This window comes from Hathewaya limosa, from assembly GCF_030815255.1.
In the GTDB taxonomy this organism is placed as follows: Bacteria; Bacillota; Clostridia; order Clostridiales; family Clostridiaceae; genus Hathewaya; species Hathewaya limosa.
Genome location: NZ_JAUSWN010000010.1, coordinates 44930 through 61601 on the forward strand (window position 1 = coordinate 44930; position 16672 = coordinate 61601).

At 26.4% G+C, this 16672-nt stretch carries 14 protein-coding genes; all 14 read left to right on the forward strand.

Features of this window, described 5'->3' with window-relative positions:
- Positions 1–5 precede the first annotated feature (5 nt).
- The 14 genes from QOZ93_RS06865 to QOZ93_RS06930 all read left to right on the forward strand — a co-directional run bounded on the left by QOZ93_RS06865 (position 6) and on the right by QOZ93_RS06930 (position 16575).
- Entirely contained in the window at positions 6–1394 is a 1389-nt protein-coding gene (locus QOZ93_RS06865; protein ID WP_307355641.1) for an O-antigen polymerase, read from the forward strand.
- Between the two features lie 31 nt (positions 1395–1425).
- Complete coding sequence (locus QOZ93_RS06870) at positions 1426–2553, forward strand: glycosyltransferase family protein (RefSeq protein WP_307355642.1); 1128 nt, start codon at positions 1426–1428, stop codon at positions 2551–2553.
- Positions 2554–3633: a glycosyltransferase gene (locus QOZ93_RS06875; RefSeq protein WP_111943561.1), complete on the forward strand. Its 1080-nt coding sequence runs from the start codon at positions 2554–2556 to the stop codon at positions 3631–3633.
- Positions 3634–3644: 11 nt separating this feature from the next.
- A complete protein-coding gene (gene wecB / locus QOZ93_RS06880; protein WP_307355643.1) occupies positions 3645–4697 on the forward strand; it encodes a non-hydrolyzing UDP-N-acetylglucosamine 2-epimerase in 1053 nt (350 codons plus the stop codon).
- Positions 4698–4715: 18 nt separating this feature from the next.
- Positions 4716–5936: a glycosyltransferase family 4 protein gene (locus QOZ93_RS06885; protein ID WP_307355644.1), complete on the forward strand. Its 1221-nt coding sequence runs from the start codon at positions 4716–4718 to the stop codon at positions 5934–5936.
- A gap of 131 nt (positions 5937–6067) precedes the next feature.
- The gene (locus QOZ93_RS06890; RefSeq protein ID WP_111943555.1) at positions 6068–6721 is read left to right on the forward strand and encodes a sugar transferase; all 654 of its coding nucleotides are present in this window, start codon (positions 6068–6070) and stop codon (positions 6719–6721) included.
- Between the two features lie 109 nt (positions 6722–6830).
- Positions 6831–8066 carry an O-antigen ligase family protein gene (locus QOZ93_RS06895; protein ID WP_307355645.1) on the forward strand — a complete coding sequence of 412 codons (1236 nt, stop codon included), beginning with the start codon at positions 6831–6833 and terminating at the stop codon, positions 8064–8066.
- The gene (locus QOZ93_RS06900) at positions 8059–8784 is read left to right on the forward strand and encodes a WecB/TagA/CpsF family glycosyltransferase (RefSeq protein WP_307355646.1); all 726 of its coding nucleotides are present in this window, start codon (positions 8059–8061) and stop codon (positions 8782–8784) included. Before QOZ93_RS06895 ends, QOZ93_RS06900 begins: the two co-directional genes overlap by 8 nt.
- Complete coding sequence (murJ, locus tag QOZ93_RS06905) at positions 8784–10319, forward strand: murein biosynthesis integral membrane protein MurJ (RefSeq protein WP_307355647.1); 1536 nt, start codon at positions 8784–8786, stop codon at positions 10317–10319. Before QOZ93_RS06900 ends, murJ begins: the two co-directional genes overlap by 1 nt.
- A gap of 18 nt (positions 10320–10337) precedes the next feature.
- Entirely contained in the window at positions 10338–11627 is a 1290-nt protein-coding gene (locus QOZ93_RS06910) for a glycosyltransferase (RefSeq protein WP_111943547.1), read from the forward strand.
- A 6-nt stretch (positions 11628–11633) separates the two neighbouring features.
- Entirely contained in the window at positions 11634–12773 is a 1140-nt protein-coding gene (locus tag QOZ93_RS06915; RefSeq protein WP_307355648.1) for a glycosyltransferase, read from the forward strand.
- A 102-nt stretch (positions 12774–12875) separates the two neighbouring features.
- Entirely contained in the window at positions 12876–13517 is a 642-nt protein-coding gene (locus QOZ93_RS06920; protein ID WP_307355649.1) for a cyclodeaminase/cyclohydrolase family protein, read from the forward strand.
- Between the two features lie 32 nt (positions 13518–13549).
- Positions 13550–14713 (forward strand): CD0519/CD1768 family membrane protein, encoded by a 1164-nt coding sequence (locus QOZ93_RS06925; protein WP_307355650.1) that lies wholly within the window; start codon positions 13550–13552, stop codon positions 14711–14713.
- 92 nt (positions 14714–14805) lie between these two features.
- Positions 14806–16575: an Eco57I restriction-modification methylase domain-containing protein gene (locus tag QOZ93_RS06930; RefSeq protein ID WP_307355651.1), complete on the forward strand. Its 1770-nt coding sequence runs from the start codon at positions 14806–14808 to the stop codon at positions 16573–16575.
- The last annotated feature ends 97 nt before the right edge of the window (positions 16576–16672 follow it).

The following is a 16672-nucleotide window of genomic DNA, read 5'->3' on the forward strand; positions in this document are numbered from 1 at the left end:
GGGTGATGAATTTGTATTTAAGATTTGCTTTAGTGACAATTGTGTTTTTTTTAAGTTTATATCTATTTTATAAAGCCAGTGGAACTTTAAATTTACAAAAATTCAATATAATATCCTATTTATTTTATTTGTTTTTGATACATAATTTTATAGGATCTAGTTTAGTTTATTTAGGATTTACGGATCATTATTTAATAAGAAAGGTTACAAACATAAGTACTATAGATAGAACGTATTATGTTATTTGTTTTGTAGCCATAGCATTACCTTTAACCATGATGTTAATGGCAAAACTATTAAAGGTGGATGTAAGAAAACAATATGATAAATATTTAAATTCAGAGATGAATTTACAAAATGAAAGTTATGTATTTTTGATAACTGTTGTATTTAGTTGTATTTGTATATTCTTTGCTTTATTAATGTTTTTCAGAATGAAAACTATACCTTTATTAGGTCTGATATTTAATAGGCATGTTTCAAATGCAGGAGTACAAAGAATTCATATTTCAAATACTAATTTTATTAATCCATATATTAGAAATATATTGGTATTAGGTTTTACACCTTTACTTTCATATTTAGCTTATATATATTATAAATGTACTAAAAAGAAAAGCTGGGCAATATTATTTTATGTGTTATTTGTATTTTCATTATTTATAAAAACATATAATTATGCTAAATCTCCAATAATAAATTATCTTTTCGTATTCCTTTTAATTAACATTGTAATTAAAGGTAAAATTAAGAGAAAAACTTTAGTTATATTTACAGTTTTTAGTGCATGTGCTTTTGTGATTATTTACCTAAAGTTAGGATATATTAATACTAAATTAATGGATATATATAATGGTCCTTTAGGAAGAATAATATTTACTCAAATAGCTACTTTATTTTTACATGTGGATTTATTTCCTATGTATATACCATTTTTACAAGGTAGAAGTTTTGCACCTACGATTTTAAATATTTTTTCTCCGGGAGCTACATATATTAGATCAGGAAGGGCGGTTATGAAATTTTATAGTCCTGAAAAAGTAGTAGGTGGTACTGCTGGAGTTATGAATACATTATTTATAGGAGAGGCATATGCAAATTTTGGCATGCCAGGCGTGATATTTGGAACTCTATATGTAGGAATATTATTTGAACTTGTATATCTTTTCTTTATCAAAAGAGAAAAGACACCTATTAATATAGTTATGTATATATTCCTAACATCTACTTTAGTATCTTCTTCACAAGGAGGATTTGTTGATTATATCTATAGTTTTAGCACTATAAGTTCAATAGTATTACTTGTACTTATACTTTTATCATCTAAAATTTTATTAGAAAGGGGATATTTTCAAAATATAGTAGATAAACTAGAAAAATTTAATTCTAAGTAGTAAAAATAATTAAATTAAAGGACTGATTAATTTGGAATGTAAAAGATGCATTTTTCATGTTCCATACAAAATTAATAAAGAAGTAACTTCTGGGACTAATATTAGACCTATTAAAATGATAGATGGATTTAAATTAAATGGATATAAGGTTGATATTATAGAGGGATATGGTGAAAAAAGAAAGAATGCTATAGAAGAAATTAAGAATAATATAAAACAAGGTATTAAGTATGATTTTGTATATAGTGAAAGTTCTACTATGCCTACTCAATTAACTGAAAAAAACCATATACCTAAATATCCATTTTTAGATTTTGGATTTTTAAAGTTTTGTAAGGATAACCTTATTCCAATAGGATTATTTTATCGAGATATACATTGGAAATTTCCACAATATAAAAATTCAGTAAACATAGTAAAACAATTAGTGTCTAAAGTTTTTTATGAATATGATTTAAAAAAATATAGACAATTAATAGATGTATTATATTTACCATCTAATAAAATGTTTAAGTATTTGGATATAGATTTTAATGGACAAATTTATGATCTTCCACCAGGAACTGAACAAATAGATCTAACTTTTTATGGGTGTAAAAATGAAGATGCTTCTAAATTAATTAAGCTCTTTTATGTAGGTGGAATTAATGAGGAATTATATAATCTCAAATTATTATTTAAAGCTGTCAAAGAAAATAAAAATTTATTTTTAACACTATGTTGTAGAGAAAATGAATGGGAAAATAATAAACAGGAATATGAAGAGTATTTAAATGATAGAATAAATATTATTCATAAAAAGGGAGAAGAACTTATCTCAATAGCTAGAAATTCCGATATTATGAACTTATATATAAAGCCTACAGCCTATTGGGAATTTGCTATGCCTGTTAAGTTATTTACTTACTTATCTTATGAGAAACCTATGTTAGGAGTAAAGAATACTTCAGCAGGAGATTTCATTGAGAAAAATAATATAGGATGGAGTATTGAATATAACTTTGAGTCTATAAACGAATTTTTTAAAGGTTTATCTAGAGAGCATATAAAAGAAAAGGAAGGGAATCTTCCTTTAATTTGTGAAAATAACACTTGGAAAAGTAGAGCTAAAAAAGTTATAGAAGATTTGAATAACTTTTCTCGTAATGGAGGAGTATAAATGAAAATATGTTATTTATCAGATGCAAGTAGCATACATACTAAAAAATTCTGTTATTTTTTTAAGGAAAAGGGGTATGATGTTCATGTAATTTCTTTAAATTATGGAGAAATTGAAGGAGTAGAAGTTCATACTTTTAATGTTAACAAGGATAAGATGCAAACAGGAAGTAATGCATCTAAGTTAGAATATATAAAGTATTTTAATAAAGTTAAAAAACTTGTTAAGGAAATTGAACCTGATATTTTACATGCACACTATGCTACTAGTTATGGACTTTTAGGTAGCCTATGTAATTTTCATCCTTATGTAGTATCTGTTTGGGGTAGTGATGTTTTTGATTTTCCTAAAGGTAGTACAATAAAGAGAAAACTATTAGAATATAACTTAAAAAAGGCAGATGTTATAATGTCTACTAGCAAAGTAATGGCTAGAGAAACTAAGTTATATACTAATAAAACAATTGAAATTACACCTTTTGGTGTTGATATCGATATGTTTAAACCAAATGATAAGCGATATGATAAAAAAGAGTATATTACGGTAGGTACAGTAAAAACTTTAGAAGCTAAGTATGGAATAGAGTATTTAATTAAAGCCTTTTCAAAAGTAAGTGAAAAATACAATAACTTAAAGTTAGAGATTGCTGGAGACGGTAGTCAAAAGGAATATTTACTTGAACTATGTAAGAAATTAAATATTTATGATAATGTTAAATTTTTGGGATTTATAAATAGAGAACAAGTTGTAGAGGCATTTAATAGATTTGATATTACTGTATTTCCATCTACTTTAGATAGTGAAAGTTTTGGAGTGGCAGCAGTAGAGGCAGAGGCTTGTGGAAGTGCAACAATAGTTTCTAATGTTGGAGGATTGCCGGAAGCAACTAATCCTGATGTTAGTAGTATAGTAGTTCCAAAAGAAGATGAAGAGGAACTAGCTAAAGCATTAGAAAAGTTAATTGTAGATGAAAATTTGAGAATTGAAATGGGCAAGCAAGGAAGAATTTTTGCAGAAAAAAATTATAATATTAAAGATAATTTTAATAAAGTAGATAAAATTTATAAGACCCTATGTTAGGAGTGAGATATATGAAAATAATAACGGTTGTTGGCGCTCGTCCACAGTTTATTAAAGCTGCGGCAGTATCTAATGTTATTAGAAAAGAACATGAAGAAATTCTTATACATACAGGACAACATTATGATGAAAATATGTCTAAGATTTTTTTTGAAGAGTTAGGAATACCTAAGCCAGATTATAACCTATGTGTAGGTTCAGGTGGTCATGGTAATCAAACAGGAAAGATGTTAATAGAGCTTGAAAAAATATATTTAGAAGAAAAACCGGATTTAGTTTTGGTTTATGGTGATACTAATTCCACTTTAGCAGGAGCTCTATGTGCCAGTAAGTTATTAATACCAGTAGCACATGTAGAGGCTGGTCTAAGAAGCTTCAATATGAATATGCCAGAAGAGCAAAATAGAATTTTAACAGATCATATTTCTAAATATCTTTTTGTTCCTACAAAAACGGCTGAAGAAAATCTTAGTAATGAGGGAATTATTAAGGGTGTACATAATGTAGGAGATGTAATGTTTGATGCGGTTTTACATTTTAAAAAACTTGCAGAAGAAAAATCAAATATTTTAAAAGATCTTAGTATAGAAAAAGGAAGTTATATTTTAACTACAATTCATAGAGCGGAAAATACTAATGATATTAATAGACTTAAAAATATCATTGAAGCTTTAAATGAAAGTGGTAAAAAAATAATATTACCATTGCATCCTAGAACAAGAAAATATATGCTTGATTATGGATTAAAATTCAATGAAAATATTAAGGTTATAGATCCAGTTGGATATTTAGATATGATAACATTGGAAATGCATTCACAAAAGATAGTTACAGATAGTGGCGGAGTTCAAAAGGAAGCATTCTTTATGAACAAACCATGTGTTACTATGAGAGATGAAACAGAATGGGTTGAAACCGTTCAAAATGGATGGAATATAATTGTAGGAACTAATAAAGAAAAGATATTAGATGCCATAGTAAATTTTGTTCCAAGGGAAGAGCAAAAAGATATATTTGGAGACGGGCACGCTGCAGATAAAATACTTAATTTAATTAATAGTTAGTATAAAGAAGGTGACAAAATGAAAATCTTATTTTTAACTCAATATTGTCCTCCAGAGGTTGGGGCGCCCCAAAATAGAATATTTGAGTTTGCAAAACAATTAAAAAAATTTGGACATGAGGTTACTATATTAACAGCAATGCCTAATTATCCTAAAGGCGAAATTTTTGAAGAATACAGAGGTAAGAAATTAGTTAAAGAAGAAATAGATGGCATTAAAATTGTAAGAACAAGTATATATGCTACAAAATCAAAATCTTTTACTAAGAGATTACGAAACTATCTTTCTTTTACATTTTCTTCCGTATTAACAGGTTGTAAGCATATAGAAGAACAGGATGTAGTTATTACAGAATCACCACCATTATTTTTAGGATGGTCAGGATATGTAATTGCTAAACGAAAAAAAGCAAAGTTCATATTTAATGTTTCTGATTTATGGCCAGAATCAGCAGTAAAATTGGATGTATTACATAATAAGGCACTTATAAAAGCTTCAACATGGCTTGAAGAGTTTTGCTATAAAAAGGCTGCAGCAGTAACAGGGCAAACACAAGGAATAGTAGATAACATAGTTGGAAGAGGATTTGAAAAAGAAAAAGTTCATCTAATAACTAATGGGGTAGATACTGAATTTTTTAAACCAGAGAATAGGGATGAAGAATTTAGAAAAAAAATAGGTATAGAAAATAAATTTGCCTTATGCTATGCAGGAATTCATGGGTTGGCACAAGGACTAGAAGTAATAGTGAATGCAGCTGAAATTTTAAAAGATAAAAAGGATATACAGTTTGTATTTATCGGTGACGGACCTGAAAAACAAAAACTTATAGATATGACTAAAGAAAAAGGATTAAATAATATAACATTTTTACCAGTACAACTTAAACCTAATATGCCAAGAATAATAGCATCAATGGACGGAACTATTATTCCATTAAAGAAACTTGATATTTTTAAAGGTGCACTTCCTTCAAAAATGTTTGAAGCACTATCTTCTGAATTACCTATTGTTTTAGCAGTAGAAGGAGAAGCAGAAAAACTTATAAATAATGCTAAGGCAGGTATTGTTGTGGAACCTGAGAATTCTCAAGAAATAGCTGATGCAGTTTTAAAGTTATATGAAGATAAAAAACTAAGAAAAGAATTAGGTGCAAATGGTAGAAAATATGTTAAAGAAAATTATTCTAGAGAAAGTATCACTAGAAAATTAGAAAATATATTATTAAATCTTAAGTAGTTTGGGTATTTTAACTAATAGGGGTTGAAATTTTCAACCTCTTTTTCAATATTAGTTAAAATTTAATTGTAAAAAAATAATATTTTTGCTATATTAAAAGGGTATAAATTGAAAAAATATAGGAGGAAATTATGGAAAAGAACTTGCCGAGTATAGACATTATAAATGATATTAAAAAGAAGAAGGTTCAATTTATTATAAAAAGAATTTTAGATTTTCTACTATCTCTTATAGGTATAGTTATATTAATACCTTTATACCTTATATTATATGTTGCTATAAAAGTTGATTCTAAAGGACCAGCAATATTTAAACAAATTAGGGTAGGAAAAGATGGAAAAAACTTTACTATATATAAATTTAGAACAATGATTGTTAATGCAGACAAAAAATCAGAACTTAAAATAAATCCAGAGGACTTAGGTAATTTTGTATTCCAAAGCAAGTCTGATAATAGAATTACAAAAGTAGGAAGTTTTTTAAGAAAAACTAGTTTAGATGAACTTCCTCAACTTTTTAATGTTTTAATAGGTAACATGAGTCTTGTAGGACCAAGACCTGAAATACCTGACGTAGTTAAATATTATCCCAAAGAGTATGCTCAAAGACTTTTAGTAGTACCAGGTATAACTGGACTTGCACAAGTTAGTGGAAGAGGAGAAATTGAACTTGGGAAAACAGTGTTTTATGATTTAACATACATAAAAAATTTTTCAGTATTCTATGATATAAAAATTTTATTTAAAACTGTAACTTCTGTATTAAAAAAAGAAGGAGCATTTTAAAAAATTAGATATAATAAATCTTTAAAAGAGAGCTTACCTGCATTAAGTTGGTAAGCTTATTTATAATTTGAAGGGGTTATTAAATAAAAGGTTAGAGAAGGTATGTGGTATGAAAAAAATTTCTTGTTATATTATAAATTTATTATTAATGGTATATTTAATTGTGTATCCCTTAGTTCCATTAGATAATAAAATAGGGAAATTTAAGTTTAATCCTGATTATGTATTAATTTTGTTAATTGGTATTATTTTATTAGCTATAATATTTTGTAAAGAATTTAGAAAAAAAATTTTTTATGGATTAAAAGATTTTTTTACATCTGCTTTAGGGATTACATTGATAATCTTTAATTTGTTAATGTATATGTCTACTTTGTATGCTATTGATAAAAGAATTACAGTAACTCAAAGCATAAGATTTACATTATATATAGTTATCTTTTTTATTATTTCATATGTAATTAGTGAAAAAATGATTACTATAGGTGTAACAAAATTAGGTTTTTTAATTTCTATTATAATTAGTTTAAAAGGTATAGTACAATATATAAATTTAAAATTTTTAAATAAAATTCCTAGGGAAATAAGAGTAGGATCATTTCTTGAAAATCCAAATAACTTAGGCGTATATTTAATATTTTTTATGTTTATTTCTATTACTTTTATATTTGTTAATCAAGATATTAAAAAAAGAATAATGTACACTATAATTTCTTTTATTTTATTACTAGGAATTATAGTTTGTGGATCAAGAAATGCATTGTTAGCATTGTTACTAGGAACTTTCTTGTTAATTTTAACGTACAATAAAAAATATATAATTTTTGGAATAATATTAACGTTAGTTTTATTTATAGCACCAGTAAGTAGGAATAGAATGATAGAAGTATTTGATGCAGGTCAAAATTCATCAAGAATAAAGATCTGGAAATCAGCTTCATATGTAATTAGGGACAATAAAACTTTAGGTGTTGGATATGATAATTTTATGATTGTATATCCTGATTATGTGAAGAAATATCCTAAAGAGTTAGAGACTCGTCGTTGGTACCATGCCCAACATCCCCATAATATATTTTTAAAGGTACAATCTGAACTAGGTATTTTAGGAACTATATCTTTTTTAGCAATGATAATATCTTCATTGTTTACGGTTAAATTAGCAATTAAAAATAGTAAAGATAATACAGAAAAATATTTATTAAAAGTTTTAGGTGTAACTTTTATAGTATTTCAGATTATGAATTTAATTGATTGCTATTATAATATACCTAAAATCATGATAACTATGTTTATTATGTTAGGAATTATTAATTTTTATAAAAGGAAGAGAATAAATGAATAATAACTTTACTAAAATTTTAGGATTTGATGTATATAATAAGAGCTTTGATGAGGTTATAGATGAAATTTCTAAATATAAAAAGGTAAATATTATTTCAGGAAATCCTGAAGTGTTATATTTAGGATTAAAAAATGAAGATATACATAAAAGTTTTATAAGTGAAAATGCTTTAATTATTCCAGATGGGGTAGGAACCATAATGGCATCCAAATTGGTTAAACCAGTTATAAAAGAAAAAATTGCTGGAATAGATCTTATGAAGACACTTTTACGTAAATGTGAAAAGGAAGAAAAAAGTGTATATTTATTAGGAACATCACAGGAAACTTTAGATGCATGTATAGTAAATATAAAAAAGAAACATCCTAATTTAAATATTGTAGGAAGTCAAAATGGTTTTTTTGATTTAGATAATGCTGAAGATATTGTGGAAGATATAATAAAGGCAAAACCTTATGCATTATTTGTTGCTATGGGATGTCCAAGACAAGAAACGTTTATATTGCAATATATAGAAAAAATTCCAGCCACTATATTTATGGGGGTAGGAGGAAGTTTTGATGTTATAGCCGGTAAAGTAAAAAGAGCTCCTAAATGGATGATTAGTTTAGGGTTAGAATGGCTTTACAGAGTATTTAAAGAACCATATAGAATTAAAAGATTAGGAAGTATACCTAAATTTCTTTGGTTGGTAATTAGAAAGAATAAGGTGAAATAATGAAAAGTTCAAAGGTAATTAAGTCTGCCATTATAGTTATGATAGTTACGTTAATTAGCAAGGTTTTAGGTCTTGGTAGAGATATGTTGGTTGCATACAATTTTGGAGCCGGTGCTTTAAATGATGCTTATAATGTAGCTGTAACTATTCCTGACACAGTATTTACCCTTATAGGTCTTGCTATATCTACTACCTTTATACCTATGTTAAGTCAAGTTAAGGTAAAAGAAGGCAAAAAATCAATGTTTAAATTTTCTAACAACATAATCACCATATTAACAATTATAGCTATGGTACTTTTTATATTAGGAATAATTTTTACAGAAGATATTGTTAAAATTTTTGCTAGCGGATTTGATGATGAAAGAATGAAACTAGCTATTTCATTAACACGAATAAGCTTAATTAACATATTATTTTTAAGTGTAAATGCATGTTATACTGCAATGCTTCAGGTATGTGAAGATTTTATTATACCATCAATATTAGGGTTGTTTTTTAATTTACCAATAATATTATATTTAATGTTGTTTAAAAATACCAATGTTTTAGGTCTTACTATAGCAAATGTTATTGGAAATGCACTAAGAGTTATAGCACAATTACCTTCCTTATTTAAACATGGGTATAGGATTCAACCATTTATTAATTTAAAAGATAAAAGAGTAAAGAGAATTTTGATATTAGTATTACCTGTTATTATAGGAGCAGGTGCAAATTCGTTAAATATGATAGTTGATAAAAAAATAGCTTCTTACTTAGGTGCAGGAACTATTTCAGCCTTAGATTATGCTCAAAAATTGATTATATTTGCTAATACTGCAATTACTACTTCTATAGTTACAGTTATGTATCCATTAATGGCAAATAAAATAAATGAAGATGATAAAGAGGGATTTACGAAGTACCTTTTCAAATCTATTGTAATGATTTGTGTATTTTTAATTCCAATAATGATGGCATTTATTTTATTAAAACAAAATATTATATCTTTAGTTTATGGAAGAGGAAAATTTGATGAAGGAGCCGTAGTATTAACTTCATTAGCATTTTTAGGATATAGTTTCCAATTACCCTTTTATGGAGTTAGAGATATACTGAATTCTTCCTTATTTTCTATGCAGAAAACTAGGGAAACTACAATAAATGGTGTAATAGGAGTTATGACTAATATTTTATTAAGTTTGGCATTATTTAGGGTTTTAGGAATTACAGGTATAGCATTAGCCTCTTCTATAGCAGCTGCTGTAACTTCAATATTGTTATTAAGAACAATTAAAAATGTTATAGGAAATTATGATATAGTTCCTACCATGAAGAAAATTTTAAAGATAATAGTGGCAACTATAATTATGAGTGTAATATTAATATTTATAAAAAATGTTATACTATATAAATTTAGTAATCAGCTAGTAATTCTAATTATTAATTTTATTATTGGTGTATTAGTATTTGGTTTTAGTTGTGTACTTTTAAAAGTAGAAGAATTTTATGAAGTTATTAAAATGATAAAGAAAAAAATTAAGAAAGCTTAATTTAATTAGGAGGTAAATATGAAAATATTATATATAGCTTGTTATTCTCCTTATATAAGTAATTCAGCAGGAATTGGATGTTTAAATTATTTAAATAATTTAGTTAAAATAGAAGGAAATGAGGTTCACTTATTAACTGTAGATTTCCCTAAAGATTCTATTTATTATGACGGGTACAATTTAAGCATGTTGGATAAGAGGGTAAAAGTTCATGCGATTTCTGGAGGTGCACTGTTTAATAAAGTAATGCCTAAGAAGAAAAAAGTTATTTCTCAATCAAATGAGGTAAAGCAAAATAAAACTAAACCTTCAAATCTAAATAAATTATTAAAGAAAATTAAATCTGTAGTAATTACACCAGATATGTATTTTAATTGGGCTTCTAGAGCTGCAAATTATGCTATAGAACTAATGAACAAAGAAAGCTTTGATGTCATGTATTCTATGCATGAGCCACCATCAAGTCATGTTTGCGCATACAAGATAAAAGAAAAATTTCCTAAGTTGCAATGGGTAGCCTATTGGAGTGATCCATGGGTTCGAGACCCTATTAGAGCTAATATGCCTTATATTAGAAAAAAATATGAAACAGCTTTAGAAAAAAAGATTGTTAATAAGGCCGATAAATATGTTTTTGTTACTGATGCAAATAGAAGAGATTATATAAAATATTATGGTATTCCAGAAGAAAAGACTTATTTAATAAATAGAGGTTTTGATAAAGAAAAATATGAAGAAATATTAGAGGAAGCAAGTCCTAAATATATTATGAAAGACAAAATAAACTTAGTATATGCAGGAGAAATATTTAGTAAATTAAGAGATGTAAGACCTTTAATAGCTGTTTTAGATAGACTAGAAAAAGAAAATCAAAAATTATATAATAAATTAAATATACTATTTTTCGGAAATATTGATAACCAAGAAATAAAGGAAAAACTATCAAATGTAAAAGCTGTATCAGTATGGGGAAGAATACCATACAAAGAAGCTTTAAGTTATATGTTACATAGTGATATTTTAATATTATATGGAAATAAAAATTCTAATCAAATTCCTGCTAAAATATATGATTATTTTGGAACTAAGAGTTTTATATATGTTATTTTAGGGGATGAAAATGATCCTATAAAATACTTAGTTGAAAATAATGAAAAATGTACAGTAGTAGATAATAACGAAGAAGATTTGATGGATGGTTTATATAAAATATTACAAAAGGTAGAAGATAAAAAGGTTTCTGCACCTATTATGGAGTATGAATGGAGTAACATTGGTAATAGATTATATAATATTTTAAAGGAGTAAATGAAAATGCATGTAATGTTTATACCTTCATGGTATTCTAATTCTAGAAATAAAGTACATGGCAGCTTTTTTAAGGAACAAGCACTAGCTTTAAGTGAAAGTGGAGTAAAAATTTCTATAGCCTTTAATGAGATATGGCCATTAACACTTATGGGAAAGGTGCAGGAGAAGAAGGGATTAAATATTGAAATAGAAGATGGGCTAAAAACATATAGATATAGGAATTATAATTATCTACCTAAAAATCCATTAATGTTTAAAATTTTTAATAAACGTATGGATTTATTATATAAAAATATAGTAAAAAATGAAGGAAAAGTTGATTTAATTCATGCACATTCGTCATTTTGGGGGGGAATAAGTGCAGCGTATATTAGTAAAAAATACAATATACCTTTAGTAATTACAGAACATTCTTCTTTGAAAAAAGCAAAATATGTAAAGGAAAGTTATAGAAAATATATATTAAATGCTTATCAAAATGCAAGTAAATTAATTGCTGTTGGAGAAGGATTAAAAAAGGAGTTAGAAGAATTTACTGGTAGAGATGATATAATATTTATTCCTAATATGCTGGATTTTAATATGTTTAAGCCTGAAAAAGTACATAAGAATGAGGAATTTACCTTTTTTTCTTTAGCTTTTCTTGAAGGCGAAAAAGGAATGGATATACTTATAAAAACTTTTGCTAAAACTTTTAAAGACAAAAAGGCTAAATTAGTTATAGGTGGAGATGGAAGTCAAAAGCAAGAATTAGAAAAGCTAAGTGAAGATTTACAGGTAAAGGATAAAGTTGAATTTTTAGGTGCATTGTCTAGAGAAGAGGTAGTAACATGTATGAATAAATGTGATTCCTTTGTTTTAGCATCAAGACATGAAACCTTTGGGATAGTATATATAGAAGCTTTAGCTTGTGGAAAACCTGTGATTGGAACTTATAATGGTGGAGCAGAAGGTATTATAAATTCCCATAATGGATTAATAGTTCCCATTGATGATGAATGCAAATTAGGAAACGCAATGAAAAATATTATAAAAAATTATAATGAATATAATGCGATGGATATTATTGAACAATGCAAAGCAAGATATTCAAAAGAAAATATAGTAAATGAGATATTAAAGATTTATAATACAACAATTTAAAAATTAATGATGTTTAGAGAAAAGGGAGGTTTTAATTCCTTAGTAAGTAATATGATTATCATTTAAAATAAATTATTTATTAACTTAAGGAATAGAGAAATAATGCTTATAAATTTAACCGTAGATGAATATTTAAAAAAACTTGCTTCTAGTGAACCAATACCAGGAGGAGGAAGTGTAGCTGCATTAAGTGCAGCATTAGGAAGTGCTTTAAATTGCATGGTATTCAGTTTAACTTTTGGTAAAAAAATTTACAAAGAATTGGATGAAGAACAAAAAAGAATTTTTCATAATCATTATGAACAAAGTAAGATTTTAGTTGATGAATTTGCAAGTTTAGTACATAGGGACTCAGAAATTTTTAATGACTTTATTAAGGTATTTAAACTACCTAAGGACACAGAACAAGAAAAAAAGTATAGAAGTGAAGAAATTAAAAAGGGTTATAAAAATGCATTAAAAGTCCCAGTAGAGATTCTTGAAAAGAGTGAAAAATTATATGATTTTATATTAACAGCAGTAAAATATGGCAATAAGGGCATAATACCTGATGCAGGGGTAGCAGTAATAATGTTACATGCTGGTGTTGAAAGTTGCCTAATAAATGTTAAAATAAATTTAAATGGCTTACAAGATGAAGAATTAAAGAAAAATATATTAAATAAGTGTAATAATATTTTAGATGTAGGGGAAATAAAGAAAAAGCAAATATTAGAAATTTTAGAACATAGGATAAATAAGTAGTTTTAACTTCTTAAAGTATACGGAGGAGTAATATGGAAAACAAAAGATATAAAAAGGCGGTAAGCTTGGAAGGTTTTTTATGTATAATATTGTTTTTTGGATTTTTTACCATTTTAGGCAGTAAGATGGGCGTTTCAAATATGTTTAATACTCTAATGCAAACAGGACATGATTTGTTGTTAAACACAGTATTTAAGATTATGGCTATAGCTGTAATTGCGGGAGCTGTAGCATCTGTTTTTTCAGAGTTTGGAGTAATAGCTATTATAAATAAAATTTTATCACCTTTGATGAAGCCATTATACGATTTACCAGGGGTTGCTTCATTAGGTATTCTTACTACATATTTATCAGATAATCCAGCAATTATAACATTAGCAGATAACAAAGATTTTTTAAGGTATTTTAAAAAGTATCAAGTACCTGCCTTAACTAATTTAGGAACTAGCTTTGGAATGGGATTAATTTTAACTACATTTATGATTGCACAAAAGGGACCTAATGGAGAAAAGTTTATTATGGCTGCTTTTATAGGGAATATAGGAGCTATAATTGGTAGTATTATAAGTGTTAGAATGATGATCAGATATGCTAAAAAGGAATTTGGAGAACAAGCCCCTTCGTTTGAAGAAGTAGATACTTCAATAGATACAATTAACTATAGAAAAATAAGAGAAGGCTCGGTAGGTGGTAGATTGTTAGAGTCTGTACTTGAAGGTGGAAAAAGTGGAGTTGATCTTGGACTTGCCGTAATTCCAGGGGTAGTAATAATATGTACATTAGTTTTAATACTAACTAATGGGCCATCACCAGCAGGAGAATATACCGGAGCAGCTTATGAAGGTATAAGATTTTTCCCTTGGCTAGGGGATAAAATCAGTTTTATTATAAAACCATTACTAGGCTTTCAAAGTTCAGAGGCCATAGCATTTCCAATTACATCTCTAGGTGCTGTAGGAGCAGCAATGAGTCTAGTTCCTAAGTTCCTAGAAAATAGATTAATAGGGGCAAATGAAATAGCTGTATTTACAGCTATGGGTATGTGCTGGAGTGGATATTTGAGTACACATGTAGCAATGATGGATAGTTTACAATATAGAAATTTAACAGGTAAGGCTATAATAAGTCATACTATTGGTGGATTATTAGCAGGAGTTTCTGCACATTTAATTTTCTTGCTTACAACTTTATTTTAAAATTTGTAGATACACCTTGTATAATAATGCAAGGTGTTTTATATCTGTTAAAATTTATATAAAACATTATAAAACTAAGGAGAAACAAAATTATGGGGAAAAGTTTTGTTAAAGATATAGAGGGGTTATTTAAAATTATAAAAAATAATGAAATAAATTCAGAAGAAAAAATTAAAAAAATAAGTATTATAAGGGAGAATTTAAAATTAGAGCAACTTAAAACTTTAGGGCAATACTATGAAGAAAATATTTTAAATACCAATAATACTGAAAAAAGTAATGGAATTGTATATACACCTAAAGAAATAGCGGAGTATATTGTTACAAATACTATAGAGAGTGATAGATTAATTCAAAATCCTTATTTAAAGTTTTGTGATCCATCTTGTGGTGTTGGAAATATTATAATACCTTTGTATAAAAAATTAAAAAACTTCTATAACAAAAATTTAAATGAGATAAATAGAATTAATAATTTACAATTAACTAAGGAATCTATAGGTTTTCATATCATTAAATATAATATATATGGATATGATCTAGATAGTTTTGCATTAAAGATACTAAAAATAGATTTGTTTTATTTAAGTAAAGAAGTAAGTTTGAATATTAAATGCAAAGATTTTTTAAAATTAAAAACTATTTCTATGGATTATTTTTTGGGAAATCCGCCATATGTTGGACATAAGGCAATAGATAAGGATTATACAAAATACTTAAAAGAAAATTTTAAAGAGGTATATAAGGACAAGGGAGACATATATTATTGTTTCTTTTTAAAGGCCATACAATGTGTTAAAAAATATGGAGATATAAATTTTATTACATCAAGATATTTTTTAGAATCATTAAGTGCTAAAAATCTTAGAGAATATATTAAAAAAAATACTCAAATAAAAGCTATAATAGATTTTTATGGGGTAAGACCGTTTAAAAATATTGGCGTGGATCCTGTGATTTTATTTTTAAAGAAAAGTTCAAAAGTTAAGAGTGAAACTAAAATAGTAAGACCTATTTTAAATAAAGAAAAAATATTTTTTAAGTTTTTTCAGAAAGAAAAAATTAATGAAGAAGAAATAGCTAAAATATTTTATTTAGATCTAAAAAATATAGAAGGAATTAATTGGTCATTCATTAGTAATAAAGAGAAAAAAATAATAGAAAAAATTAAAAATAAGAGTAAAGTACAACTTAAGGATATATGTGAATCTCATCAAGGAATTATTACAGGGTGTGATAAAGCATTCGTTGTAACGAAAAAACAATATGAAAAACATTTTATAGAAAAGGTTTTACTAAGGCCTTGGATAAAGAACAAAGATATAGATAAGTTTGATGTAAAACATGAAGATAAATATATTATATATACAAATTTTATTGGGGAAGAAGAACACTATAAAAACACAATGAGCTACATAAGTCCCTATAAAAGTAAATTAGAAAATCGAAGAGAAGTTAAAAAGGGATACAGAAAATGGTATAATTTACAATGGGGAAGAGACTATAAAATATTTGAAGGTAAAAAAATAATATTTCCTTACAAAGCACAGAAAAATAGATTTGCACTAGATAAGGGTGGATATTTTTCAGCAGATATATATGCTCTTACTATAAAAGATGAAAATATATATTCTTATGAATTTTTGTTACAATTGTTAAATAGTCCTATATATGAATTTTATTTTAAGACTTTTGCTAAAAAATTAGGGGGAGATTTATATGAATATTATCCTAATACTTTAATGGAATTATTTATTCCAGACATGTGGAAAGAAAAAATAGATTATGAAGATATTAAAAGTTATTTTAATATTGTCTATGAGGATGAAAGAGTAATAAATTCATGGATAAAAGAAAAATAATGTATAAAAAATACAATAAAGGTTAAAATTATAAATAAAACACTAGATATTGATGGAAATATATGGTATAATTTTGTAAAATATAAATATGAGGGGG

Coding starts and splice junctions, on each gene's coding strand:
- QOZ93_RS06910 (WP_111943547.1), top strand. CDS start 10,338: ATGAAAATATTATATATAGCTTGTTATTCTCCTTATATAAGTAATTCA.
- QOZ93_RS06900 (WP_307355646.1), top strand. CDS start 8,059: ATGAATAATAACTTTACTAAAATTTTAGGATTTGATGTATATAATAAG.
- QOZ93_RS06865 (WP_307355641.1), top strand. CDS start 6: ATGAATTTGTATTTAAGATTTGCTTTAGTGACAATTGTGTTTTTTTTA.
- QOZ93_RS06930 (WP_307355651.1), top strand. CDS start 14,806: ATGGGGAAAAGTTTTGTTAAAGATATAGAGGGGTTATTTAAAATTATA.
- QOZ93_RS06920 (WP_307355649.1), top strand. CDS start 12,876: ATGCTTATAAATTTAACCGTAGATGAATATTTAAAAAAACTTGCTTCT.
- QOZ93_RS06925 (WP_307355650.1), top strand. CDS start 13,550: ATGGAAAACAAAAGATATAAAAAGGCGGTAAGCTTGGAAGGTTTTTTA.
- QOZ93_RS06885 (WP_307355644.1), top strand. CDS start 4,716: ATGAAAATCTTATTTTTAACTCAATATTGTCCTCCAGAGGTTGGGGCG.
- murJ (WP_307355647.1), top strand. CDS start 8,784: ATGAAAAGTTCAAAGGTAATTAAGTCTGCCATTATAGTTATGATAGTT.
- QOZ93_RS06875 (WP_111943561.1), top strand. CDS start 2,554: ATGAAAATATGTTATTTATCAGATGCAAGTAGCATACATACTAAAAAA.
- QOZ93_RS06895 (WP_307355645.1), top strand. CDS start 6,831: ATGAAAAAAATTTCTTGTTATATTATAAATTTATTATTAATGGTATAT.
- QOZ93_RS06915 (WP_307355648.1), top strand. CDS start 11,634: ATGCATGTAATGTTTATACCTTCATGGTATTCTAATTCTAGAAATAAA.
- QOZ93_RS06890 (WP_111943555.1), top strand. CDS start 6,068: ATGGAAAAGAACTTGCCGAGTATAGACATTATAAATGATATTAAAAAG.
- wecB (WP_307355643.1), top strand. CDS start 3,645: ATGAAAATAATAACGGTTGTTGGCGCTCGTCCACAGTTTATTAAAGCT.